This is a genomic window from Vibrio tritonius (assembly GCF_001547935.1).
In the GTDB taxonomy this organism is placed as follows: Bacteria; Pseudomonadota; Gammaproteobacteria; order Enterobacterales; family Vibrionaceae; genus Vibrio; species Vibrio tritonius.
This window is the reverse complement of the sequence record NZ_AP014635.1, coordinates 80,767-106,424: the sequence shown is the minus strand read 5'-3', so window position 1 is coordinate 106,424 and position 25,658 is coordinate 80,767. Positions and strand designations below refer to the sequence as shown.

Annotated in this window: 16 protein-coding genes; 6 read left to right on the top strand and 10 right to left on the bottom strand. The window is 46.0% G+C overall.

Going from position 1 to position 25,658, the window contains the following annotated elements; all coding sequences use genetic code 11:
* Positions 1-131: 131 nt before the first annotated feature.
* From JCM16456_RS00450 to JCM16456_RS00430, 5 genes are all read right to left on the bottom strand, one after another.
* Entirely contained in the window at positions 132-1,679 is a 1,548-nt protein-coding gene (locus JCM16456_RS00450) for a pectate lyase family protein (protein ID WP_082712193.1), read from the bottom strand.
* A gap of 257 nt (positions 1,680-1,936) precedes the next feature.
* Positions 1,937-4,141 (bottom strand): TonB-dependent receptor, encoded by a 2,205-nt coding sequence (locus tag JCM16456_RS00445; protein WP_068711410.1) that lies wholly within the window; start codon positions 4,139-4,141, stop codon positions 1,937-1,939.
* Between the two features lie 231 nt (positions 4,142-4,372).
* The gene (gene fhuB / locus JCM16456_RS00440) at positions 4,373-6,355 is read right to left on the bottom strand and encodes a Fe(3+)-hydroxamate ABC transporter permease FhuB (RefSeq protein WP_068711408.1); all 1,983 of its coding nucleotides are present in this window, start codon (positions 6,353-6,355) and stop codon (positions 4,373-4,375) included.
* Positions 6,352-7,284, bottom strand: a complete 933-nt coding sequence (locus JCM16456_RS00435) for an ABC transporter substrate-binding protein (RefSeq protein ID WP_068711406.1) — start codon at positions 7,282-7,284, stop codon at positions 6,352-6,354. The genes fhuB and JCM16456_RS00435 overlap by 4 nt, the downstream gene beginning before the upstream one ends.
* Positions 7,275-8,060 carry an ABC transporter ATP-binding protein gene (locus tag JCM16456_RS00430; RefSeq protein WP_068711404.1) on the bottom strand — a complete coding sequence of 262 codons (786 nt, stop codon included), beginning with the start codon at positions 8,058-8,060 and terminating at the stop codon, positions 7,275-7,277. The genes JCM16456_RS00435 and JCM16456_RS00430 overlap by 10 nt, the downstream gene beginning before the upstream one ends.
* 156 nt (positions 8,061-8,216) lie before the next feature.
* Between JCM16456_RS00430 and JCM16456_RS00425 the strand changes: the two genes are divergently transcribed.
* Positions 8,217-10,046, top strand: coding sequence for an ABC transporter ATP-binding protein (locus JCM16456_RS00425; protein ID WP_068715819.1), 1,830 nt, complete (start codon positions 8,217-8,219; stop codon positions 10,044-10,046).
* A 46-nt stretch (positions 10,047-10,092) separates the two neighbouring features.
* Here the strand turns inward: JCM16456_RS00425 and JCM16456_RS00420 are convergent, their stop codons facing one another.
* Both JCM16456_RS00420 and recQ read right to left on the bottom strand, forming a co-directional pair.
* The gene (locus JCM16456_RS00420) at positions 10,093-10,395 is read right to left on the bottom strand and encodes a DUF3630 family protein (RefSeq protein ID WP_068711402.1); all 303 of its coding nucleotides are present in this window, start codon (positions 10,393-10,395) and stop codon (positions 10,093-10,095) included.
* On the bottom strand, positions 10,388-12,223 hold the full coding sequence (gene recQ / locus JCM16456_RS00415; protein WP_068711400.1) for an ATP-dependent DNA helicase RecQ: 1,836 nt from the start codon (positions 12,221-12,223) through the stop codon (positions 10,388-10,390). The genes JCM16456_RS00420 and recQ overlap by 8 nt, the downstream gene beginning before the upstream one ends.
* A 176-nt stretch (positions 12,224-12,399) precedes the next feature.
* Between recQ and rarD the strand changes: the two genes are divergently transcribed.
* The 4 genes from rarD (at position 12,400) to ggt (ending at position 16,818) form a co-directional block, all read left to right on the top strand.
* A complete protein-coding gene (gene rarD, locus JCM16456_RS00410) occupies positions 12,400-13,317 on the top strand; it encodes an EamA family transporter RarD (RefSeq protein ID WP_068711398.1) in 918 nt (305 codons plus the stop codon).
* Positions 13,318-13,400: 83 nt separating this feature from the next.
* Positions 13,401-14,201 (top strand): AraC family transcriptional regulator, encoded by an 801-nt coding sequence (locus tag JCM16456_RS00405; RefSeq protein ID WP_068711396.1) that lies wholly within the window; start codon positions 13,401-13,403, stop codon positions 14,199-14,201.
* Between the two features lie 114 nt (positions 14,202-14,315).
* Positions 14,316-14,960 (top strand): LysE family translocator, encoded by a 645-nt coding sequence (locus tag JCM16456_RS00400; RefSeq protein WP_068711394.1) that lies wholly within the window; start codon positions 14,316-14,318, stop codon positions 14,958-14,960.
* A 106-nt stretch (positions 14,961-15,066) separates the two neighbouring features.
* Positions 15,067-16,818, top strand: coding sequence for a gamma-glutamyltransferase (gene ggt, locus JCM16456_RS00395; protein ID WP_068711392.1), 1,752 nt, complete (start codon positions 15,067-15,069; stop codon positions 16,816-16,818).
* Between the two features lie 742 nt (positions 16,819-17,560).
* Here the strand turns inward: ggt and uvrD are convergent.
* On the bottom strand, positions 17,561-19,735 hold the full coding sequence (gene uvrD, locus JCM16456_RS00390; protein WP_068711390.1) for a DNA helicase II: 2,175 nt from the start codon (positions 19,733-19,735) through the stop codon (positions 17,561-17,563).
* A 164-nt stretch (positions 19,736-19,899) separates the two neighbouring features.
* Positions 19,900-20,040: a hypothetical protein gene (locus tag JCM16456_RS23485; RefSeq protein ID WP_156430413.1), complete on the bottom strand. Its 141-nt coding sequence runs from the start codon at positions 20,038-20,040 to the stop codon at positions 19,900-19,902.
* 346 nt (positions 20,041-20,386) lie between these two features.
* Between JCM16456_RS23485 and JCM16456_RS24295 the strand changes: the two genes are divergently transcribed.
* Positions 20,387-22,639, top strand: coding sequence for a phosphatase PAP2 family protein (locus JCM16456_RS24295; RefSeq protein ID WP_068711388.1), 2,253 nt, complete (start codon positions 20,387-20,389; stop codon positions 22,637-22,639).
* A 949-nt stretch (positions 22,640-23,588) separates the two neighbouring features.
* On the opposite strand, the gene prlC is transcribed toward JCM16456_RS24295, so the two are convergent.
* The gene (prlC, locus tag JCM16456_RS00375) at positions 23,589-25,631 is read right to left on the bottom strand and encodes an oligopeptidase A (RefSeq protein WP_068711384.1); all 2,043 of its coding nucleotides are present in this window, start codon (positions 25,629-25,631) and stop codon (positions 23,589-23,591) included.
* Positions 25,632-25,658 lie beyond the last annotated feature (27 nt).

Sequence of the window (25,658 nt, the reverse complement as noted above, 5' to 3'; positions counted from 1 at the left end):
AAATGATGAGATACGGAACGTAGTTCCCAAAACCACATTACACCCGCTGAGACATTCATAAATATAGGAACAAAATGACTAAAGCGGAGGTGGAGATCCTCTTCCCACGCTCCGCTGACACAAAATGAGGATCAGTTCGCGTAATAAGTTTCGAACTCAGCAACCGTTGGTTGGCCTGAACTTGAAGTGATAACAAAGTTCACTTTCTTCAAACTTACGTCGGCAAATGAAATCGTTCCAGCACTAGAACCTGTCGCTAACACATCGCCATTATCATTATTGACAACTCGCCAGCCGGTAATTTGTCCTGCGAAATCGTTCGCTTCTTGGATCACAATCGTATTAATGGTTTGTGCGCTAGACCATTTAATCGATACGCGTCCGGTGCTGCCCTTCGGTGCCCAGTAAGTTGTAGTATCGCCATCACGTACATGCCCGTAGCTACCATGAGATTTGCCATTACCATCAGAACCCGCATTTAACGACAAGTTTTCACCTAACGATTTATCGCTCGAATCACTTGACGTTGAATCATCATTGTTTTCATCTGCAGTGGCATCTGAAGACGTATCCGATGAGGTATCCGCATCATCGTCTACAGATGAATCAGCCCCGGCTGTGGTGCAGTCACCAGAAGATACGGCGTTGTCTGTCTCATTGCCGGCAGTCGCTAAAACGACTGAGGCAATGCAACTGGCATCGTCGAGATCGTAACTGTATGGAATCGTAATCGATGTTGTGGAGACGGGATCAGGTCCAGCAGGATGATTGGTTGAATTATCCAGCCAAGTCACATCAATAAATTGGTTACCACTGATATCCCAATACCCCATATCGTCGGTATAAAAGGTGCCGATTGGGTTTTGCACATTGTTAAAGACATTGTTTTCCGCCTTAATTTGCCCACCAATGCGTGGGTTCATACCAGACTTAGAAACGTCTTTGTAGTAGTTGTTGTAGGCGTGAACGGTTCCATGGCGTAAAAGAGGCAAGCGAGAATCTATGTTCTCATAACGGTTGTGATGGAACGTTATAAAAGTATTATCGGTATCGTTATCACTAGAACCGATAAGACCACCTCGACCTGAATGGTGAAGGTAGTTATAAGAAACAGTGACATACTGAACTGTTGCCTTCATATCAATCAACGAATCGTAACCGTCTTTTTCACCACCAGAGGCTTCAAGCTCATTATGGTCAATCCAAACGTTATGCACGTTTTTCTCTAGACCAATCGCATCACCGCCATTAGAGATTGGAGAACCTGATTTTTTAACGTTACGCACATGGACATCACGAATAATGATATTAGATGCTTCGCGTAGGTGAATGCCTATCTCATCAAACAGCGCCTCGCCCTGACCAATTAGAGAAATATTGCTTACCCCTTTGAATTGGATAGAACTATCCGAGGTGTTGCAACTACCGGAAACTTTCTCTGTATTACTATGATTGATGGTTCCAGTGACGTAGATGATCAGCGGGGTATCATCTGTTGCACGATTACACATTGCTTCATTAATTTCAGTACCGGTCGTAGCGTAAACGACTTCGCCACCTTCACCACCAGTGGTACCACCATTTAAAGTGGCATAACCTTCAACATTTGCCCAAGCATTTGGTAAAACCATCATACTCGCTGCCACGGCAGTAAGGCGGAAAATAGTGCTTTTATTCATCCTGTTATCTCTATTGATTACCATCAAAATTAATGGCGGACAGAAGATAAATGATAAGCAAAACGAATGGATTTACAGATTATATTTGTTGGGTAAAGGTCACATTACAACACGCTGTTTTATATAGAAAATCACACTTATTATTTTCAGTGGCGCTTTTTTTTGAGAACGCTCCCAACTTATGAAGATTAACTCTGTACAACATAAACAAAAGCCAGTCACAAGGACTGGCTTTTGTATCAAGCTTGGAGACGATATTAGAAATCGTAGCTTGCTGAAATCATCACAGTACGAGGAGCCCCCTGTACTAGATAGTTACTAGTATTTGAGTAACCTCCAGCTGATGCCCAGTAATCTTTATCGGCTACGTTTTCAACACGAGCACGTAGTGTAAGTGGATTATTATCCAACTTCATGGTGTAACGCGCTCCTAAATCGAAACGAGTCCATGACGGTAGCTTGTTATCGTTAGTTTGATCGGTATATTGAGAGCCGGTGTAAACAGTGCGGCCTTCTAACGTTAAACCTTCAACAAATGGGGTTGCCCACTCTAAGTTTAGATTAGCAGTTACCTCAGGAATACCAATTACTTTACTACCTTCATTCGAGCCTCCATCAGTTTTAACGAGTTCAGCATCAATCAGTGTCACACCACCCAAGACTTTAACTTGTTCGAACACCTGACCAAAGCCTGACAACTCAATACCACGGTTACGTTGCTCGCCATTATCGGTGTAAGTATCACCAGAGTAACGATAACTAGGTTTGCTGATTTGGAACAGACTTACCGTCGCGCCATATAAGCCATTGTCATATTTAGCGCCAGTTTCATACTGTTGAGAACGCAGTGGAGAAAGCATCTCTCCGCCATTAGTTACTGTTCGAGTTGCACCATCCACAGTATGTGTTGAAGGAGCGACTTCACCCGGTAATAATGCTTCCGAGTAATTAGCATAAAGTGTCCAATCTAATGTTGGTTGATACACAACTCCTGTAAATGGTGTTACTGCATTTTTAGCATAACGAGTACCATTTTTACCATCATAGTTGGCATATGTTATCGTATCAATTCTCTGATACCGAGCACCTAGAGTCCATTTTACTTGCTCATCAAACATAGCCAAAGTATCAGCCAAAGCCACACTTGAATATTTTGTACGCATATGCGGTTTCGGAGAGTCTAAATCACCACCACTCCAGCTGATATTTGAAGATGCTGGCAGTTGTTGATAGTTATTTAAACTACCTACACTATATGAATCAGTCATATAATATGCACTATCATTTCTTGCGTGATAAGCAGATCCTGAAAGAACTACTGTATGCCCAATATCACCAGTATTGAAGCTATGACGAACTCCTGTATCTGCGGAAACAATATTGTCTTCATTCTTATTCTCATAGGTCAGAATATTTACTGTTCCATCAGATTGCATTGTTGGATTGCCCAATAAATTATGCTCTTTACCATGACGACCACCTACGGCTAACCATGCAGATGTCTCATCACTAAAGTCATATTCTCCACGAACCACACCAAATAGCTGCTTCTCATCAGTATAAGACCAATCTTGAGCATAGTTACTTGACGCATCTGGTAGCGATGGAACGACTCCTTGATACGGAGTCACACTTGGACGAGGGCTATCGATATGGTTATCTTGGTAACCAAAATCGGCAGATAAGCGCCAATTATCAGCTTGATGATCCCAACCAATGCTGATCGCACCTAGCTCTGTGTCTTGGTCATCAACACCGTCTTCACCTTTACGGGCTAGCAGGTTAATACGTAAACCATCTTCTTGATCAGCGCCAAAACGACGACTCCAATCTAGAGATGAGTAGCTTTGCCCACCAGTTTGAGTCCCCACGGTAACGCGATTCAGTGGCTCACTACCGGCACGTTTAGGCACGATATTAACCAAACCACCAATCGCACTGCCACCAGGCGCAGCACCATTTAGGAAGGTATTAGCGCCGCGGAACACTTCGACACGTTCCATCATTTGCGTTGCCACAAATTGACGCGGCAAAATGCCATACACACCGTTTAACGTCATATCATCTGAATAAACGTTAAAGCCACGAATCATGTACAGCTCTTGGAAGTTACCAAAACCTTTGGCAACACGCACTGTTGGGTCGTTTTGCAGAACATCCGCAACGCTTTTCGCTTGTTGATCTGCGATTAATTGCGATGTGTAACTGGTTGTGGAAAATGGTGAGTCCATCATATCCACATTACCTAACAATCCGGCGCGACTTGCACGAGCTACCTGACCACCTTCGTATTCACCACCGATATCCACTTGTGAGCCGTGAACCGTAATTGTTTCTATCTGATCTTTCGATTGAGCGTCTTTATTCGTGGTTGAATCGGCCGCTTGAACAGACATTGTCGAACCGATAGAAAGCGCAACAAGCACTCCCATCCCGACTCGAGATAGACGAAAAGATGACATGGTAACCCCTGCTTGAGAATAATTATGAATGAATTGTTAATAATAATAATTTGTATTACCAATAATATTAATGGTAATGAGAATGATTTTCAATAATGCAACGAGTGGAATAGCTTCAGGTTATCAATAGGGTAAAATGAGAGTGATAAAAATAAATATCAGTGATAAATCGGTGATAAAAAAGAGAAATAAAAGGAGAAAACATCCATGTTTCTCCTTTTTATCTGGGGATTAAAACGCTAATCGCTGCCGAACACGATTAAATATCAGCAGTCCTAAGAAGTATAGCGCACCAATGATGGCAACGAGGGTTCCAGCGGCAATTTGGTTCGGATAAAGCGCGACTTGCCCCAACCAATCCGCCCACAACATAGCCGTGGCACCAATCAAACTGCCTAATAAAAGTTGTGACCGAGAATGTTGCGCACCAAGCATTCTTGCCAAATGTGGCGCAACCAAACCAACAAACGAAACAGGCCCCATCGTCGCTGTCACCACTGCACATAAAAGTGCCACTAACGTCAATAATAACAAAGACATCAGCGAGGTATTTAACCCCCGAGCTTGAGCAAATTCACGGCTGATCGACAATAAGGTTAAACCACGTGAAGCGGACAAACTTAGCAACATCATCACGGCTATCAACCCAACCAACAACAGAGCTTGCGAACCCGTCACACGATAGGTTGACCCAGCCAACCATTGCAATATTTGATAGCTGTCTTGGTTACCTTTCGCCAAGCAAAACTGTACAAATGCCTGAAGTAAAGCAGAAAGAGCAATACCGGTTAAAATCACACTTGATGGCGCGTAATGATGGCGCCGGCCAAGGAACAACATAATGGCCAACACCACCATGCTGCCAACTAATGCTGTGCCCCACTGCATAGACAGTAGCGATTGACCAAAGAACAAGCTTGAGAACACTAAAGCGAAAGTCGCACCAGAGGAAACCCCTAAAATATCTGGGCTAGCAAGCGGGTTGTAGATCATCCGCTGCAAGATGGTTCCCGCTAATGCTAAACCAACACCTGTGGCTATTGCTGTCAGTGCACGAGGCCAACGTAACATCCATTGATATTCTGAGGGCAACGCTACCTGCCAAGTCGTATCACTAGGCTGCACCATGAAATAACAGAGTGCTGCTAGAGTGAACAAGGCGGTAAAGAGTGCCACCAAGCGCCAACTGATTGCACTGAGCGAACCAGGGAGTTGAACCGCTAATCCATCTTGCGCTTTCAATTTCCGGCGGCTAAACCAAATCAATGCGGGAGCTCCGATGGCGGCAGCTGTCACACCACTTGGAACAACTTGTCCAAGCCACACACTCATCCCTTGCGCTAAGATGTCTGTCACTGACAACAGCAAGGCACCAAAAACCAAGCTGCCAAACAGTTCTTGTTTCGGCGTTCTGGCGCCAAGAGCACGAACAAAGTTTGGTGTGAGCAGGCCAACAAATCCAATTAGTCCCACCGCAGTAATCGATGCTGATACCAACCATATCCCGACCATCATTAAAATAAAGAAAGCCGGAATGACAGATAGGCCACGCGCTTGTGCTCCTTCATGCCCAAGACGCAATAAAGTTAAAATACGCGGTGCAAAAATGACAATTAAAACAGCGGGTAATAGACGAGGCCACAACCACTCAATCCACTCCCAACCATTTTGTGCGAGATCGCCAGCCCCCCACATAAAGACGTTTTGTGCATATTCTTGATGCAATAAAACCACCGCGCTAGCGATTGCACCAAGCAGAATATTGATCACCATACCAGAGATAACCAGTGGCAAACCGGTCATGTTTTCCATACCAGCGATCAGCAAAATCAAACCAAAGGCAATCAAAGACCCCGCCATCGCAACAATCGCACTGGAATCTTTCGCCGCTTCAGGCCACCAGATATTTAAAATGATTAACCCTAACCATGCACCAGAAGACGTGCCCATTGTTAATGGGGAGGTTAGCGAGTTCTGCGTTAACTGCTGCATCAAGCTACCGACGAGACCTAGCATCGCGCCGACCATCAAGGTCATTACCGCACGGGGTAATTGGGCATAAACAAAGTTGAAATCATTAAACGACTCAGCACTTTGCGGATTTATCAACAAATGCCATTGCGTTAACCAAGGTAATGCTTGCTGAATCTGTACGCTGGCTAGGGTGGCACACAAGACCAATATCACCCCAACACTCAGTGTTTTCCAACTCATGATTGCGGAGCCATTTTCAGTAAACTATTGGTGAAAGCTTCTGCGGTATACATCAAAGACATTGCGCCACCGTAACTCCACACCGATTCAACCGACTGGATGTGGTGATTGCGCACAAAAGGCATCGCACGCCACAAAAAGGACTTTTGCAGTTCTTTTTCTTGAGCAAATGGCAAAATGTAGAGCACATAACCTTGAGTCACATGCTGCAGATCAGCGATTGGCTTTTGCGTGATACCCCATTTCGCAGGAGGCAGGGGCATCGCATTGGTTAAACCAAGCTTTGTTAACACATAATCAGCCATCGAGTGTTGCGTATAAATAAAGGCAGACGTCATATTGGCAAAGCGCATCGCCACTACCGAAGGTAACTCTGAGCCAAAATGCTCATGCAATTTGGTTTTAAGCTCAGTAAAGCGCTGATTCATTTGCTCAAGTTTTTGCTCGGCAACGGCTTCTTTACCCAACAGGTGAGCAAGTTGCTTGAACTCTTTAATCGCCACTTCACCTTGGTTATCTTGCTCAGAAAAATTGGCATACAGTAAGACTGGCGCGATTTGCTGCAACCGAGGCATTAGCTCTTTTTGTGCATCAGAGATTAAAATCACATCGGGCTTTAATTGAGCAATTTTTTCTAGATTAGGCTCTGCTCGAGTTCCTACACTCTCAGTGCTAGCAGGAATTGCTGGATTAACCACCCAATCTTTATAGGAATCGATATCCGTAGCGGTGATGGGCGTAACACCTAACTCAATGACTTGCTCAAGAATATCCCAGTTTAAAGCCGCAACTCGTTGCGGTATATCTGGCAAGGTGTGTTGACCGAGGCTATCAGTAACGGTAATCGGCGCAGCAAATGCTTGAGAGCTGATAACCATAGAACAGCACAGCAACATCATACGAATGGTGAGTTTTTTCATTACGCGCATACTATCGCTACCTTGTTCGTGGTTGAATCATCCGCAGGACGAGGGTGTGGAATCAATTGAATTGGGGTTTGGTAAAGATCGGATAAGCGCTCTTCATCATTCAGCTCATCGGCAGCACCAGAAAACGCAATACGCCCCTGTTTCAAAGCAACAATATGAGTGGCGTAACGCAAGGCTAAATTAAGGTCATGCAAAATAACAATAATGCCACAGTTCTGCTGTTGGTTTAGTTCCGCAAGTAATGCCATCAGCTGATATTGGTGTTGAATATCAAGCGCCGAAGTCGGCTCATCTAAAATCAACACTGGAGATTCTTGCGCGAGCAACATCGCCACCCAAGCCCGTTGCCGTTCACCACCAGAGAGTTCATCCACTAAGGTATCGGCGAAAGGCGTGACTCCAGTTTTCTCCATTGCAGTCTCAATAATTTGTGCATCTTCTTTGCGCCAACGACCGAGTGCACCTCGCCATGGGAAACGCCCTAAGCGAACGAGTTCACGCACAGTCAAACCCGCGCTGGCAGGCAATTTTTGTGGTAAAAACGCCACCTGTTTGGCTAACGACTTAGCATCAAACTGAGTCACATCCTGTTGATTAAGTTGCACTTGTCCTGCATCAGGTGCTTGCTGACCGGAAAGCAAACTCATCAAGGTCGATTTTCCTGAACCATTGTGACCCAGAACAACGGTTAATTTATCTGTGGGAATTGAGAGTTGATCAACAGAGAGAATCACTCTGCCGCCACGTATCATTTCTACGTTTGACAACGTATACATCGATTAGACCTCCCAGCTCCCACACTTTCGGCATTATTGAGAACTGTTTTAATTATCATTACTATACGGAATTCGTTATTTTACTGATTATTGCTTTGATGAAAAGTCAGTAACCCAATACTTCGCATCGATTTGATGCAAAACAAAGGCCCGCACATGTTCCAATGGTTTGAAAGTCTTACTAAAGCGTTTCCGCAACGGGACCCGCAAAAACCGCCCAGTACCCTGTTTGGTTTTTGCCGCTACTACACACGCGGCTTTGAAAAGCCTCTTCTAGCGATGTCGTTTCTAAGTGCCTGTGTTGCTATCGCGGAAGTCACTTTAGTTCGTTACATGGGGGATATTGTTGATATTCTCAGCACCCAAAGTCGCGAGAACTTCTGGGCAGAGCAAGGCCACACCTTGACCATGATGGCAATGTTAGTCTTGGTCGTTATGCCTATTTTGGCTTTCATCCATTCGATGCTGCTGCACCAAACTATTTTGGGCAACTACCCAATGTCGATTCGTTGGTTAGTACACCGTTACCTCCTTAAACAGAGTATTGGATTCTTCCAACGTGACTTTGCGGGCCGAGTGGCCACCAAGGTGATGCAAAGTGCCAATGCGGTACGAGAAACGGTGATGAAACTGGTCGACCTCTCGGTGTACATTGTGGTGTATCTCATCTCAATGTTGGTGATGATTGGCCAAGCCGATAAAGTCTTAGTCATACCTATCTTAATTTGGATGGTGATATACGCACTGATTCAACGGTATTTCTTACCGCGCCTTAAAGAGATTTCAACCGATCAAGCACACGCTCAATCAACCATGACAGGTCGCATCGTGGATACCTACACCAACATCACCACGGTGAAGCTGTTTTCCCACGCAGAGCGTGAAACCGACTATGCCGAATCGGGCATGAAGCAGTTTTTGCAGACGGTATATCGCCAGATGCGCACCCTAACTGCACTGCTTTATAGCGTGGACATCATCAACTATTTGCTGCTGTTTTCTGTTGCAGCGCTCTCTATTCATCTATGGCTTGATTCGTCCGTGACCGTAGGTGTCATTGCGATTGTAATTAGCATTTCCTTACGTTTACAGGGTATGTCTAAATGGATCATGTGGGAGATTCGCGCCCTATTTGAGAGCGTTGGTACTGTGATTGACAGTATTCGTACCATTTCGAATGACATTGAAATTACCGATGCAGAACACGCAAAACCACTGCAAGTGACGCAGGGTGCGATTGGTTTTAACCATGTCGATTTTCGCTATACCGAACGTAAAACTATTTTCAATCAATTGAATTTACAGCTCAAACCGGGCGAAAAAGTCGGTATTGTGGGCCGTTCAGGCGCTGGCAAATCGAGCTTAGTGAATCTGCTCCTGCGCTTTTATGACATTCAATCCGGCACAATTACCATTGATGGACAAGAGATTGCTAGCGTGACGCAAGAATCGCTGCGCCGTCAGATTGGTTTAATCACCCAAGATACCTCTCTGCTGCATCGCTCAATTAAAGACAACATTCTTTATGGTGACCCAACCGCTTCGATGGAGCAGATTATTGAGGCTGCTAAGCAAGCTCACGCCCATGAGTTTATTGAAGAACTGAAAGATGAAATGGGCAATAACGGCTACGACGTTCAGGTCGGTGAACGTGGCGTGAAATTATCAGGCGGCCAAAGACAACGTATCGCAATTGCCCGTGTACTGCTGAAAAACGCACCTATTTTGATCATGGATGAAGCCACTTCCGCGCTCGATTCCGAAGTGGAATCCGCGATTCAAGAAAACTTGGAAGTGTTGATGGAAGATAAAACCGTGATTGCGATTGCTCACCGCCTATCAACGATTGCCGCGATGGATCGTCTGATTGTGATGGATGACGGTAACATTATCGAACAAGGTACACACCAAGAGTTATTAGCCTTAAATGGTGTGTATGCTCAGTTGTGGAACCATCAAACCGGTGGTTTTATCGGTAGCCTGTAAATAAGAGCTTAATCTTAAAAAGTGCCTCGAATCTCTCGAGGCATTTTTATTGGTTACGCAGCAGTAACTGAGCAATAAACGCGAGTTCTTCTTGGGCACTATCACTCCCTAGCGCTTCAAACCAGACGGATTCACTGTAGTGTTCCGCTTTGAGGAAAAGCTGAGTGCCTTCAAAATCCACCAGCCAAGTGTAGAGATCCGCATCCTGTTGTTGGTCGACAATTCGTGCATCCAGATAACCAACCAACTGCTCGCCTAATTGGGGAAGCATTTCGACAGAGACATTGGCAACTGCCACTTCCACGACACCTTGCTCTGCATGATAAGCCTTTAATCCAAACTCAGCCATGATAGGTCAAATGCTCCTGAATCAAATCAAGGAATGAATCGGCGTATTTATCTAATTTACGCTGCCCCACACCATTAACCGCTAGCATTTCACCATATGAAGTCGGCAATATTTCTGCCATATCAATCAAGGTCGCATCACTAAACACTACGTATGGCGGGATATTTTCTTCATCAGCAATGGATTTACGTAGTTTACGCAATTTAGCAAACAGCTTTTTGTCGTAATTTTTACTGGTCAGCTTGTCAGATTTCGCTGCTCTTACTGCCGTATCTAAACGTGGCACGGCCAGTTCAAGTTCCACATCACCACGTAGCAATGGCCGGGCTTCTTCAGTGAGTTGCAACGTTGAATTGCGCGTAATATTTTGATGCAGCATGCCTTTATGGATTAACTGACGGAAAATACTCACCCAATAATCGTGGCTGTGATCGCGCCCTAAGCCGTAAGTGGAAATCTTATCGTGGCCATTTTCACGGATACGAATATTTTGCATACCACGCAACACTTCCACTACATAGCCAATCCCGAAGTTTTGATTGACGCGATAGACACATGAGAGTGCTTTACGCGCCTCAACCGTCGCGTTGAAGTGTTTCGGTGGGTCGAGGCAAATATCACAGTTACCACACGGTTTTTCACGATACTCACCAAAGTAATTAAGCAAAACTTGGCGACGACAGGTTTGCGCTTCAGCAAAACTGCTCATCGCATTAAGCTTATGGGTTTCCACCTGCTTTTGCGGACCCTCTTCTTTTTCGTCCAGCATACGACGTAGCCAATTAATATCGGCAGGGTCATAAAGCATCACCGCTTCAGCAGGCAAACCGTCGCGGCCAGCTCGACCTGTCTCTTGATAGTATGATTCGATGTTACGAGGAATATCGAAGTGAACCACAAAGCGTACGTTGGGCTTGTTGATGCCCATACCAAAGGCCACGGTCGCAACCACAACTTGCAGATCATCTCGCTGAAATGCTTCTTGTACCCAAGCGCGTTCATCGGCATCCATACCAGCATGATAGCCCGCGGCACGAATGTGGTTGTTGCACAATTTCTCAGTCAACATTTCGACTTTCTTGCGACTGCCACAATAAATAATGCCGCACTGACCATGTTGCGTGGCGAGGTACTTCACCACTTGCGCCACCGGCTTGTGTTTTTCCATCAAGGTGTAGCGAATATTCGGCCGGTCGAAACTGCCCAGATAAACATGGGGTTCTTGCAGATTCAAACGACTTAAAATGTCGCTGCGGGTTGCATCATCCGCGGTTGCGGTCAGCGCCATCATCGGCACCTGAGGAAACAAGCGTTTAAGCTGTCCTAATGCGGCATATTCAGGGCGAAAATCGTGCCCCCACTGTGAGATACAGTGTGCTTCATCAACCGCAATCATCGACAAATTAATTGACTGTAAACGCTCAATAAAATCATTGGTCAGCACGCGTTCCGGAGACACATACAATAGCTTGAGATGGCCAGTATGAATACGGTTATAGACCGAAATCAGAGCCTCACGAGACATGGTGGAATTAACACACTCAGCCGCGACACCATTGACTTTAAGCTGATCGACTTGGTCTTTCATTAGCGAAATCAAAGGCGAAATAACGAGGGTTAGCCCTTCACGCACCAACGCTGGAATTTGATAACAGAGAGACTTACCACCACCGGTGGGCATAATGACTAAGCTGTCTTGCCCCGCCACCGCTGCCTCTATCACCTCTTTTTGGCCGACACGGAAGGTTTGGTAACCAAATACGTCACGCAGTACCGACTCGGGGGTGAGAGAAGATTCAGGATGTTCAGCAGGTAATGTAGCAGTCATGGAAGTCTCTATTATTCGCCTGAGCAAAAGAGTTCACTCAAGATATAAGGCTCGATATTGTAGTGGGGTTCGATGGTGAATAAAACCGCAAATTAGTAGCGGTTTCGATCCACCACGATATAATTGCTCCGCGTCGCACAGTTTTTCCCCTATTCTTCAGTCGAGATCACTTATTTATGACTCCCGAACAACAGTCAAGCCGCCAAGGTGCGTTACTTGCTATTGCAGCCTACGTTATTTGGGGCATTGCACCGATTTATTTTAAATCCATTCAGCAAGTTGCACCGTTAGAAATATTAAGCCATCGTGTGGTTTGGTCGTTCTTCCTGCTTGCGGGTCTTATCCATATAGGCCGTCACTGGACTCGCGTAATTCATCTAGTGCGCCAGCCAACCACCATGCTCTATCTCACCATCACATCATTACTTGTGGGAAGTAATTGGCTGATTTTTATCTGGGCAGTGAACTCTGGGCATATGCTAGAAGCGAGTTTAGGTTATTACATTAACCCTCTATTTAACGTTCTGTTGGGCATGGTGTTCCTTGGCGAAAGGTTACGCCGCTTGCAATGGTTTGCGGTAGCGCTCGCCACCATTGGCGTGGGCATTCAAATTTCCCTGTTTGGTTCTTTCCCATTCATCTCCTTCTCTCTGGCAGCAACGTTTGCGGTGTATGGTTTGCTGCGGAAAAAAGTTAGTATCGATGCAAAAACAGGGCTGTTTATCGAAACTCTGCTGCTGTTTCCGATCGCAGCCATATACTTATTCTGTTTTGCCGATTCGCCCACCAGTGATTTGGGTAGCAACACTTGGCAACTGAACGCCTTACTGGTGTTTGCGGGGGTACTAACTACCTTACCGCTGCTGTGCTTTACTGGCGCGGCCACTCGTTTACGGTTATCCACTCTCGGGTTTTTCCAATACATTGGCCCAAGCTTAATGTTCTTGCTTGCAGTGGCTGTGTACGGCGAAGAGTTCGCTCTGAGCAAAGCCATCACTTTCGCCTTTATTTGGGGTGCCTTGGTGATTTTCAGTATCGATGGGCTAGTAAAAAGCCGTCGCAGTGCCCCGATTGTCGCAACACCAATGAAGTGATCGTTTTTTACAAGACGAGACTCGTTCCCCCTGCTAGGCTAACTAAAACCATTTTAGATAACCTAGCAGGGTGATGAAACGTAATGGACCAAGTCAATTATCTGAGCACAGAAGATGATGCCATTAGCCTTATCGAAGGCAACTACGAGAAGTTTGCGTTCTCACGTCACTACCATCTCGATTATCATTTCGGCCTCATTACTAACGGTGAGCAAAAATTTCAGTACCGCGGTACACAATATTGTGCAGGTGAGGGCGAGATAATCATCATGCCTCCTGATGAACTGCACGATGGTCACTCTGTATTAGATTCTGGCTATCAGGTTCGCGTTTTTTCCATTACTCCTGATTGGTTTAACACTCAACTCGACTTAACTAGTCCAAGTGACATGGTGAGCTTTCAATCATCGATTGTGCGCGATCCTGAGCTGTTTGCTAAGTTGGCAGCAACTCATCAATTACTTGGTCACTATTGCGGTGACATTTGCCAGCTGGCGCAAGATTGTTTGCCGCTCGAGGGCTTCGGGGATTTAATTGAACGCTATGGGTTAATTCAACCAAAGATGCCCCATCATTTAGGTAAAAAGACATTAGACTCGCTGCGTGAATATCTGATAGCGCATTTAGATCAACCGATTCGACTAAAGCAATTAGCGGATATTTGCCATCTCACACCTACTCAGTTTCAACGCCACTTCAAAGCAACCACAGGCATGACACCTTATGCTTGGCTATCACGCTTACGCTTGGAGCAAGCGATGAAGTTATTGAAATCTAAAGTCGCTGGCACTGATGTTGCGATGCAAGTCGGCTTTTATGATCAAGCCCATTTTAGTAAAGCGTTTAAACACTCTTTTGGTGTTCGCCCTTCAGACGTTCGTTAACCCGCCCTGAATCGATACTTTTTTATCCTTCACGCTTAGCACGTAAACAGTCACTTTTTTACAATCGCCACTTTTCTCGTAATGACACAATGTCCGCTCATTAGGAGAAACTCGATGAACGACTTACACGCTTTACTCACCCTTGCCACAGTCCACTTTATTGCCTTGCTAAGCCCAGGGCCAGACTTTGCTTTAGTGGTACAAAATGCTTCCCGTTACGGGAGGAAAACCGGATTCTACATCGCCTTGGGGTTGTCATTTGGCATCTTAACCCATTCGATATTAAGCATGACTGGCGTCAGCTATTTGATTCATCTGCATCCAACCTTATTTTCTTTGGTGCGTTTTGCTGGTGGCAGCTACTTACTTTATCTAGGACTTATTGCGCTCTATGGCACGATCCGTTATTGGCATTCGTCGAACACACAAGCAAACATGTCAGTCCAAAGTGCGACATCAAGTCGCCGCATTGCATTTACTCGCGGCTACATGACGAACTTACTGAATCCTAAGGCCTTAGTGTTTTTTGTTAGCTTGCTCTCCAGTTTGATCCCTAGCGATATGTCATTACCCAGCAAAGGTGCCGCTTTAGTCATTCTTTGGAGCCTGTCACTTGGGTGGTTTGGTCTGTTAGCTTGGCTACTTTCCACCGCCAAATTACAACAAAAATTGCACAAAGTAGCGAAGTACATTGACGGGCTTTGTGGCCTACTCTTTACCTCGCTAGGCACGCTCATTCTTTATATATCGATTATCTGATATAGCCAAAGAATATGAACCAGAACGATTATTTATCATTCTGGCTCTAGACCTTTTTCTCATCCACTGTCAATCTTCCAAGTCTTATCAAAACAAGGAGATACACATGCAGTGGATGATGAAATGGCTTGCCTTATCTGGACTTGCCATCACCTCAACAGCTTACGCAGTTGGTCAAGCGACCGATGCTTTTGCTCCCGAGCAAAGTACCGGAACGGAACACAAATCACTGGTGACATCAAAGCACTGGATGGTGAACGCAGCTAACCCTCACGCTTCAGAAGTGGGCGCGCAGATTTTGCGTGAAGGGGGCAATGCCATTGATGCCATGGTGTCAATGCAACTGATGCTAGGGTTAGTTGAGCCTCAATCCTCTGGTATTGGTGGTGGCGCCTTTATGGTGTATTGGGATGCAAAACAACAAAAACTCACTTCGTTCGATGGACGTGAAACGGCACCTCTGGATGCCAAACCAAGTTTGTTCCTAGATGAGAAAGGCGAGCCTCTCAAATTTTATGATGCCGTTGTCGGTGGCCGATCGGTAGGAACCCCAGGTGTGGTGAAACTGCTGTGGGAAACACATCAACGTTATGGAAAACTTCCTTGGGAAAAACTGATTGAACCGATCGCGAAAGTAGCGGAAAACGGTTTTAAAATCAGTCCTCGTCTCGCGCAATTGATTGCTGGCGACCAAGAGAAACTCAGCCGCTATCCAGATACCCGTCGCTACTTCTTTAATGCTGATGGGTCACCCAAAACCGAAGGGACATTGCTGAAAAACCCTGAATACGCAGCAACCTTAAAAGCGATTGCCAAAGGCGGTGCTGATGCTTTCTATCACGGCAAAATCGCACAAGACATTGTTGAACATGTGCAAACCGCCCAAGGTAACCCTGGTGTATTAAGCCAAAAGGATTTCGACACTTATCAAGTTAAGCAACGTGAACCCGTTTGTACCGGTTACGAAAGCTATGATATCTGCGGCATGGGGCCTCCTACCTCTGGCGGTATGACCGTTGGACAGATTGTGGCGATGACCCAATACTTTGATTTACCTAAATGGGGACCAAATGATGCTCGTTCATGGCAAGTGATTGCAGATGCGTCCCGTCTTGCTTTCGCCGACCGCGACCAATACATCGCCGATGAAGATTATGTCCCAGTCCCTAAAGAAGGGCTGCTTAATCGTGATTATCTCAAGCAACGTGCAGAGCTGATTCAACCGGGCAAAGCACTGACCAAAGTGGAACCAGGTAAACCACAATGGCAGCAAGCCCAAGTTCGTAGCCCTGATGAATCGATTGAGCTACCTTGTACCAGCCACTTCAATATCATCGACCGCGATGGCAACGTCGTTTCCATGACCACTTCCGTTGAAAACGTGTTTGGCTCACGCTTGATGGTGCATGGTTTTATCCTGAATAACGAACTGACCGACTTTTCGTTCCGCTCTCAAGTCGATGGTAAGCCGGTGGCTAACCGAGTCGAGCCGGGTAAACGTCCTCGCTCTTCTATGTCACCCATGATCATTCTGCAAGACAATAAACCATACATGGCGATTGGTTCGCCGGGTGGTAGCCGCATCATTGGTTATGTAGCCGAGTCTCTGATTGCGCACCTCGCGTGGGGAATGGATATTCAACAAGCAGTGAGCCTGCCGCACATTCTCAACCGCTTTGGTCAGATGGAAATCGAGAAAGGTACATCGGCAGAAAAATGGGTTTCTCAATTTGAAGCCCAAGGTTATGACGTAAAAGTGCAAGACCTCAACTCCGGTTTGCATGCAATTCGTGTGACAGATCACGGTTTGGAAGGCGCCGCCGATCCTCGTCGTGAAGGTATCTCGATTGGTGAATAACTGAGTAATGGCAGATCATCCCACACCTTTGTGAGAGATCTCTTACAAAGGTGTGAGGAAATATCTCTTTTTGTATGAGACTAAATACCTCGTTAATTTTTAAGTCACTGAAAAATATAACAACATTAAAAATGTATACGATTTCATAGCAAAGAATCGCTCAAACTGCCGTTGTTCGTTTTGGGGAATTGAGTAAGATGAATCTTGTCGGTAGGATGCTGACAAGGAACAGGAAATCACCAAGGATTTGGTCATCTTCAGGAAGAAGATTCGGTTGCTCAGGGTGAACGATCGGCACGGATAGCAAAGTGGAACATTGAATGGACTCATTAGTTACTAGGATGGTAGCTACTAAGGAAAGACAATGGAACACCTCTGGACGAGGCAAGGACTTAAACATCAGGAAGATGTACAGGGACACCGCTCAGGGAACAAGTGATGAGAGCTAATTGGGATAGTTAGCGGACCAGGACAGGTCAAACAAGGACACCGCTAGGAAGGCGATGAAAGGATTAAGCTGACGGATTCAGCACACTTATCAAGGAATTGATGCAGGGAGCAACTTAGTAGCCGGATTGCTGCAAGTAAGACTATAACCCCGATGGGCATTTGCCCTCGGGGTTTTTCTTTGCCTCGCATTTACTCTCGTCTCGATTAGTGTGGTCTAACGACAATAAAAAACGCCAGCCTCTAGGGCTGACGTTTTAGACTATTCACTGCTCAGTTAGTTAGAGTAATACGCTTACACACGTTCCAATTTGGCGTAAGCCGTCACCAACCACTTAATCCCTTCACCATTAAAAGCAACCTGTACGCGGCTTTGTGGACCACTGCCCTCAAAGTTAATGATGGTGCCTTCACCAAACTTAGGATGCTTAACGCGCGAGCCTAGGGTGAAGCCAGTTTCATTAAAGTTCTCTTTCACTGCCGTTTGGCTAAATCGTCCTCCGGTTGTTGGACGACTGACTTGGGCTTTCATACGCACTTCATCTAAACATTCTTCCGGTAATTCGCGGATAAAGCGTGATGGTTTATGGTATTTGTCTTGACCATACAAACGACGCATTTCTGCGTAAGTGATATAGAGTTTCTCCATGGCTCGGGTCATGCCCACGTAGCATAGACGGCGCTCTTCTTCCAAACGCCCCGCTTCTTCAGCCGACATTTGGCTTGGGAACATGCCTTCTTCGACACCAACCATAAACACCAATGGAAACTCTAGGCCTTTGGCGCTGTGCAAGGTCATTAACTGCACCGCATCATCAAACTCATCCGCCTGACCTTCACCCGCTTCAAGCGCTGCGTGAGTCAAGAACGCGGTCAGCAGGGTCATGTCTTCAGCTTCTTCCGGTTTTTCAAACTGACGCGTTGCGGTCACCAATTCTTCCAAGTTTTCTAGACGCGCTTTAGACTTTTCACCCTTTTCTTGTTCGTACATGGTGTACAAACCAGACGCATGAATCACATGGTTGGTCTGCTCATGGAGCGGTTTCTCAGCAGAGTCATCTTCAAGCGCATTGATCAGCTCAATGAAGCGACTTAATGCTGAAGCTGCACGACCGGCAAGAACCTGTTCATTAAGCAATGCCACGCTCGCATCCCATAAAGTACAACCGCGATCACGAGCCGCCATTCTTACGGTATCTAACGTCTTATCACCTAAACCACGTGTTGGCGTGTTCACCACACGCTCAAATGCACTGTCATCGTTGCGGTTAGCCATTAAACGCAAATAACTTAGAGCGTCTTTCACTTCTTGGCGCTCGAAGAATCGCATGCCGCCATAAATACGATACGCAAGATTCGATTGAATTAAGGCTTCTTCAAGTACACGCGACTGGGCGTTATTACGATACAAAATGGCGGAGTCTTGCAGTGCTCCCCCTTTATCTTGCCAATCTTTGATTTTATTGACGACAAAGCGGGCTTCATCCAGTTCGTTATACGCAGAGTAAACTGAGATCGGTTCCCCTTGCGTACCGTCCGTCCACAACTCTTTACCCATTCGTTCCGTGTTATTGGAAATCAGGGTATTCGATGCTTCCAAAATGGTTTTGGTTGAACGGTAGTTTTGCTCCAAACGAATGGTATTGACGCTTGAAAACTCTAGGGTGAACTTCTCGATATTTTCGATTTTCGCCCCACGCCAGCCATAGATAGACTGATCATCATCACCGACAATCATCACATGAGTATCTTTGCCCGCAATCGTGCGTAACCAAGCATATTGGATATTGTTAGTATCTTGGAATTCGTCGACCAGTATGTGCTTAAAGCGCGCTTGGTAATGCTCACGGATGAATTTATTATCACGCAACAATTCGAGCGCGCGTAATAGGATTTCCGCAAAGTCCACCAGCCCGGCACGATCGCATGCTTCTTGATAAGCGCTGTAAATCTTGAGGTAAGTTTGCGTTACTGGATCATGGTACGCATCGATGTGAGATGGGCGTAACCCTTCATCTTTTTTGCCGTTAATCCACCAAGAGACTTGGCGAGCAGGCCACTGCTTCTCATCGAGATTTTGCGCTTTAATCAAACGACGCAATAGGCGCATTTGGTCTTCAGAATCGATGATTTGAAAATCTTCTGGCAACTTAGCGTCAAGGTAATGTGCCCGCAGAATACGGTGACAAATTCCGTGAAATGTTCCATTCCACATCCCAGAAGCATTGCCTTGCATGAGCTCTTCAATTCGACCTCGCATTTCCGCTGCCGCTTTATTGGTGAAGGTCACCGACATAATCGAAAAAGGAGAAGCTTGTTCAACCGACAACAACCATGCAATACGATGCACCAAAACACGGGTTTTACCACTACCCGCGCCAGCTAACACCAACATGTTTTCCAGAGGAGCAGCTACCGCTTCGCGTTGTTTGTCATTTAAACCGTCGAGTAAAAGAGAAGGATCCATCATGGCTAAGGCTACTGGTTATTTATACATAATGGAGAAGATTATAACCCCAAATAACCGCAAGATGCTCGCCTTGTAGGCAATTTCTTTTTGTTGAGTCGTATTTTTCGCAAGGTTATCTCATTCACACCTTTTTATGATCAAGGTGTGAACATAGCCCTATTTAACTACTCATGAGGCATAGCAGGTGCGTTGGTTGGTATGAGGTGTCCAAAATGAGGGCCACCACGCATACCCGGGATGGGAATGCAGCCAGAAATGGAAAACAGAACCGCCAACAGCAATACACCTTTAATACATGTTTTCATCGTATCACTCCTATTCAGTGATCTATTTTTACTGGGCTATTGTTTATAGAATGACCATGCAGGTCAAACCTCACCACTCTGCTCGATACTTATCACTCATCAACCATGTTTTTCTTACCAGACATCACCGCGTCTAACTACCTCGACACCATGACAACAAAATGAAAGTTAAATGTTCAATATAAACAAATAATTAAATTTACATGACAACGTATTCTTTCCCCACCAAGTCACATTAGCTTCATCTCTTAGTGCTATTTTCCCCGCACTTTGTCAGATAGTGTCAGCGCAATCATTGACACTTTTTACACTGATTTACTTCTCTTTCGTAAGGATACGTGGACCAATGATGAAAATGACTCCTGCACGCCTCTTCACCATGACGGCGATCGCCTGTGCCATCACAGCCTGTAATGATGATAGTAGTCTTCCTTCAGCTCCAGCAGCACTACTCGGGGAGCTAACAGTTTCCGAACCAATACTATCGGAAAACGACACTGCCGTTGTTGATGGTAATATTCAAACGACCAACGACAAAAATAATGCAGCAGCTTACGTCTACGATTACAGCCCTATTTTGCAAATCTTGCGCGGCTTTGATGATATTTGGTATCAGGGTAATGACCGTTGGGCAAATTTTGCTAACGATGCGATTACCGATAACAGCTTAAATGTTAACACCGACTCTGAAGGTGCCTCTAACCTCACTGATTATGTGTTAGAACGTCTCTTTGATACGACTGAAGTTCGCAATACCACCGCATGGCATGAAAACTTCGATTACGTGAAAACGTTAACTCGCCAAGGGGAAACCACACCAGATGTCGATCGTACAGACGCAGTTGCTATGGCGAAGGCGTATCTTGATGATCAACGCGAAAAAGGGTTTAGCATTACTTCAGGTCTTGGCCCTATTGCCGATCTCTATCGAACTGGAGCTAATTCTACTTCTCCTTATTCGATGGATTCTGATGGTACAGTCAGTGTCGATGGCAATGTATTGGATATCGAAAACGTCACTTATCAAAAAGGACTTGATTCGAGCGGAACTAACTATGGTGAAGAGGGTTATGACCTAGATAGCGTAGTTAATTTACTTCAACTCATCGCAGGCTATGGTGCATCGACTGAAGCGCCTAAATATCACTTTGAATCACCTCGTCCTTGGCGTATGGAAAGCGATTACTCAGTTGCGGCTTACACCAATGCCGAAGATCTCACCGCTTATAGCTGCCTAGATGCAACAGGTGCGAACCCATCCACTCAGCAATACGACATGCCACAGAATCCAATAACCACCCCGATGGACGGCCTATTGTGTGCTGCACGTTCTGTGTATACCAAAAATGGCACGAACAGCTACTCAACTAATTTTACTGGTACCACTGGTGTTGCAGGAACCGATTGGGTATCTGGTCGAGCAAAAGATGGGGCCTTTCCTAGCGGACATACTACAGAGGCGTATGACCGTGGTATGGGCTTAGCTTATGCAATTCCAGAGCGTTTCCAAGAAATGGTAGCGAGAGCGGGTGACTTAGGTCAAAACCGCATCGTAGCATCGATGCACTCTCCATTAGATGTTATCGGTGGTCGTATTATGGGCCTTGCCGTGACTGCGGCAGCGTTAAATGATGCTGACAGCAAAGACACAATGCAGCTTGCGGTTGAACAAGCACACAGCTACTTTGAGGCAAACCTGCCCGACGGATACGATAGTGTGAATGACTATGCGCACTGTACCGAAGCAGGAACCTGCAATGCGGAAGACGAATACTCAGACCATCAAACGATGAAAGAGCGTTACCTAGCTTATATGACTTATGGTTTCACACCTTTAGATGAGGAAAGTGCCTCTCCAGAAGTACCAAAAGGCGCAGAAGTGCTACTAGAAACTCGCCTACCTTACTTGAGTGCAGCCCAACGCCGCGCAGTACTTGCCACCACCGAAATTGATTCCAACTACCCTGTTATCAACAAATCTCGTGGCTGGGGCCGCATCAACTTAGTTGATGCTGCCGATGGCTATGGCAAATTTACGGGTGACGTTGAGCTGTATATGGATGGCAGCCAAGGTGGTTTTTATGCATTTGACCGCTGGCGCAATGACATTTCCGGAGCAGGTCGCCTACATAAAACGGGTACAGGTGCACTTTCTTTAGAAGGCGACAACACCTACTCTGGCGGCACATTGCTTGATGCAGGAACGCTAGTCGCAGCCTCTGCTAACGCGTTTGGTACTTCAACGCTCTACCAAAATGCGGGCACGGTGAAAGTGGCCATTGCAGCAGGAAGCAGCAATAGTGATAAAGGCGTGTTGAACGTGTCTGACTATGTTATGGAATCTGGTACTTTGATTCTCGACCTGTCGAAACATGCTCAAATCTCAGCATCAGGACAGATCAAAACTGCAGGTGTATTGAGCCTTATTGTTCCGACTTTGACAGCAGAACAAACCTACACGGTATTGTCGGCAGGAGGTGAATTGAGTGGTGACTTTGATAGCGTGACTGCAACCGATGCGCAAGGTAACGCTTACAACATTAACGTGAGTTACACCGATACATCGATGAGCGTCACTGTTTCACCAAGTTCGATCTAATTTTTAATTTATTGTTTTTAAATTAAATTTTAACTTGTCGTAACTCCTGCGCAGGATCCCCCCTCTAACTCCCCCCTTAAAACCAAGGGGGGAGGACCAGACCGAGCATGCGGTGATTTTTGTGCTCACCACATGCCCGAGTATCGGATAAAGTTTGCGTGATTGTGGTATTTCCAGCATCCAAAAACATCACGAAACCCACGGTTCAAGCGCATTAACCGCCGCGATATCGATCTGGCCCCCTCTAGCTCCCCCCTTAAAACCAAGAGAGGAGGACCAGACCGAGCATGCGGTGATTTTTGTGCTCACCACATGCCCGAGTATCGGATAAAGTTTGCGTGATTGTGGTATTTCCAGCATCCAAAAACACCACGAAACCCACGGTTCAAGCGCATTAGCCGCCGCGATCTCGGTCTGGCCCCCTTTAGCTCCCCCTTAAAACCAAGGGGGGAGGACCAGACCGAGCATGCGGTGATTTTTGTGCTCACCACATGCCCGAGTATCGGATAAAGTTTGCGTGATTGTGGTATTTCCAGCATCCAAAAACACCACGAAACCCACGGTTCAAGCGCATTAGCCGCCGCGATCTCGATCTGGCCCCCTTTAGCTCCCCCCTTAAAACCAAGAGAGGAGGACCAGACCGAGCATGCGGTGATTTTTGTGCTCACCACATGCCCGAGTATCGGATAAAGTTTGCGTGATTGTGGTATTTCCAGCATCCAAAAACACCACGAAACCCACGGTTCAAGCGCATTAGCCGCCACGATCTCGATCTGGCCCCCTCCTTCTTTAGAGGGAGGGCTGGGGAGGGAGCACCACGCGCACGAAAGCCAATAAGTCATTATTTTTTAAGTGATTAACCCAATAATATTCAGTAAATCGCGAAAAATTTGCATAAAAAAGCCCCGTAATTTAAACGGGGCTTTTGGCGTTCGAGAGAATCGCTTACTTAAGCAGCGATACCTGCATGACGCAGCAGTGCATCAATTTGTGGTTCACGACCGCGGAAGCGTTTGAATAGCTCCATAGGTTCTTCACTGCCACCCATTTCTAGGATGTTGTTCAAGAAGCTTTGGCCGGTTTCTTTGTTGAAGATCCCTTCTTCTTCAAAGCGTGAGAAGGCATCTGAAGAAAGCACTTCAGCCCATAGGTAGCTGTAGTAACCCGCGCTGTAGCCACCAGCAAAGATATGACTAAAGCCATGGGAGAAGCGGTTCCACTCTAGGCTTGGTAATACCGCCACTTTCTGTTTCACTTCAGCCAAAGTTTCCAACACGCGAGGGCCAACTTCTGGGTCGTAGGTCGTGTGCAGAGTGAAATCGAACAAGCCGAATTCTAGCTGGCGCAAAATAAACATAGCTGATTGGAAGTTTTTCGCTGCTAGCATTTTATCCAGCATCTCTTTTGCCAGTGGCTCGCCTGTTTCATAGTGACCAGAGATAAACGCCAGTGCTTCTTCTTCCCAACACCAGTTTTCTAAGAACTGGCTTGGCAGCTCAACCGCATCCCAAGGCACTCCGTTGATACCCGAAACAGAACCGACGCCAACTTGAGTCAGCATATGGTGGATACCATGACCAGTTTCGTGGAACAGAGTAACCACTTCATCGTGAGTAAACAGCGCAGGCTTATCGCCGACTGGACGGTTGAAGTTACAGGTTAGATAAGCCACAGGGGTTTGCAACTCACCAGATTGGGTGTAACGACGCACTCGGCAATCATCCATCCAAGCGCCGCCACGTTTGTGTTCACGAGCATAGAGATCAAGATAGAAACTACCACGCAGCTGTTCATTGCTATCGAAGATATCAAAGAAGCGCACTGACTCGTGCCAAGTATCCACACCTTTACGCTCGACCACTTTCATACCAAATACACGATTTAGTACTTCAAATAGACCATTCACTACTTTCTGTTCAGGGAAGTAAGGACGTAGCTCTTCATCAGAAATTTGGAATAGATGCTGCTTTTGTTTTTCGCTGTAGTAAGCGATGTCCCACAATTGCAGTTCCGTCACGCCAAACTCTTTTTCCGCAAATTGGCGCAGCTCTTCGACTTCGCGCTCACCTTGTGGTTTTGCTTTCAGAGCCAAGTCGTTTAGGAATTTCAGCACTTGATCTGGGGTTTCTGCCATTTTCGTGGCAAGTGATTTTTCGCTGTAAGAGTTAAAGCCCAACATACGCGCAATTTCGTGGCGCAGTTTCAACTCTTCCGCAATGATTTCTGAGTTATCCCATTTACCGGCATTTGGACCGCGATCAGACGCGCGCGTCACATACGCTTCGTAAAGTTCTTTACGCAGCTCTTGGTTATCACAGTAAGTCATTACTGGCAGATAAGAAGGGATATCCAATGTCAGCAAGAAGCCTTCTAGACCTTTCGCTTCCGCCGCTGCTTTTGCTGCTGCCAAAGCAGATTCAGGCATACCCGCTAAGTCTTTTTCATCTGTCACATGCTTGGTCCACCCCATCGTGGCATCGAGCACGTTATTGGAGAATTTAGAACCTAATTCAGACAAACGCTTGCTGATTTCACCGTAGCGTTTTTGCTCAGTCGGTGGCAAGCCGATACCTGACAATTCAAAGTCACGTAATTCGTTGGTAATGGTTTTCTTTTGTGCTTGAGTTAACGAGTCAAACTCTTTACTCGCTCGGATGGCTTTATAGGCTTCAAACAACCCTTTGTGCTGACCAACCCAAGTACCATATTCAGATAGAATTGGTAAGCAACTTTCGTATGCTTCACGCAACTCTTCGCTGTTCATCACTGAGTTCAAGTGGCCAACTGGAGACCAGATTCGGCTCAAACGATCATCCACTTCTTCAATCGGTGCAATAAGGTTATCCCACGTAGGATGAGTGTTGTCTTTGAGGACGGCTTCGATTTTTTCACGACATGCTTCAATCGCTTGCTCAACCGCCGGCTTCACGTGCTCAGGCTTGATGGCTGAGAACGGTGGCAAATCCTTAAAAGTAAGAAGTGGATTAGACATATTACGTTCCTTTTTCAGTAAAACGGC

Coding starts and splice junctions, on each gene's coding strand:
- JCM16456_RS00450 (WP_082712193.1), bottom strand. CDS start 1,679: ATGAATAAAAGCACTATTTTCCGCCTTACTGCCGTGGCAGCGAGTATG.
- JCM16456_RS24295 (WP_068711388.1), top strand. CDS start 20,387: ATGATGAAAATGACTCCTGCACGCCTCTTCACCATGACGGCGATCGCC.
- JCM16456_RS00435 (WP_068711406.1), bottom strand. CDS start 7,284: ATGCGCGTAATGAAAAAACTCACCATTCGTATGATGTTGCTGTGCTGT.
- JCM16456_RS00425 (WP_068715819.1), top strand. CDS start 8,217: ATGTTCCAATGGTTTGAAAGTCTTACTAAAGCGTTTCCGCAACGGGAC.
- JCM16456_RS00400 (WP_068711394.1), top strand. CDS start 14,316: ATGAACGACTTACACGCTTTACTCACCCTTGCCACAGTCCACTTTATT.
- JCM16456_RS23485 (WP_156430413.1), bottom strand. CDS start 20,040: ATGAAAACATGTATTAAAGGTGTATTGCTGTTGGCGGTTCTGTTTTCC.
- JCM16456_RS00405 (WP_068711396.1), top strand. CDS start 13,401: ATGGACCAAGTCAATTATCTGAGCACAGAAGATGATGCCATTAGCCTT.
- recQ (WP_068711400.1), bottom strand. CDS start 12,223: ATGACTGCTACATTACCTGCTGAACATCCTGAATCTTCTCTCACCCCC.
- uvrD (WP_068711390.1), bottom strand. CDS start 19,735: ATGATGGATCCTTCTCTTTTACTCGACGGTTTAAATGACAAACAACGC.
- rarD (WP_068711398.1), top strand. CDS start 12,400: ATGACTCCCGAACAACAGTCAAGCCGCCAAGGTGCGTTACTTGCTATT.
- fhuB (WP_068711408.1), bottom strand. CDS start 6,355: ATGAGTTGGAAAACACTGAGTGTTGGGGTGATATTGGTCTTGTGTGCC.
- prlC (WP_068711384.1), bottom strand. CDS start 25,631: ATGTCTAATCCACTTCTTACTTTTAAGGATTTGCCACCGTTCTCAGCC.
- JCM16456_RS00445 (WP_068711410.1), bottom strand. CDS start 4,141: ATGTCATCTTTTCGTCTATCTCGAGTCGGGATGGGAGTGCTTGTTGCG.
- JCM16456_RS00430 (WP_068711404.1), bottom strand. CDS start 8,060: ATGTATACGTTGTCAAACGTAGAAATGATACGTGGCGGCAGAGTGATT.
- ggt (WP_068711392.1), top strand. CDS start 15,067: ATGCAGTGGATGATGAAATGGCTTGCCTTATCTGGACTTGCCATCACC.
- JCM16456_RS00420 (WP_068711402.1), bottom strand. CDS start 10,395: ATGGCTGAGTTTGGATTAAAGGCTTATCATGCAGAGCAAGGTGTCGTG.